Consider the following 272-nt stretch of genomic DNA (forward strand, 5'->3'; position numbering starts at 1 on the left):
GCGATGCGCACGAACCCGTAGGTGCCCATCTTCAGCAGCACCCCCGCCAGCACGGCCGAGCCGGTGGCCGGGGCGTCCGTGTGGGCCGGGGGGAGCCACGTGTGGAACGGCACGGTGGGGGTCTTCACGGCCAGGCCCACCAGGATCGCCGCGAGCACCAGCCCGCCGGTGAGCGGGTCGCCCGCCAGGGGCGCCGCCGCGACGAGCTCGGGGATGTCGAAGGTGTGCGGTGCCGCCGCCACGTAGAGCCCGATGAAGCCCAGCAGCAGGGC

1 protein-coding gene is annotated in these 272 nt (G+C 75.0%); it reads right to left on the reverse strand.

All coding sequences use genetic code 11. From position 1 onward, the window contains the following. Positions 1 to 272 (reverse strand): proton-conducting transporter membrane subunit (locus ACPYN7_RS18075; protein ID WP_424348568.1); only part of this gene is annotated, 272 nt, incomplete at both ends.

Source organism: Kocuria sp. CH-021 (assembly GCF_049716185.1).
Taxonomy (GTDB): Bacteria; Actinomycetota; Actinomycetes; order Actinomycetales; family Micrococcaceae; genus Kocuria; species Kocuria cellulosilytica.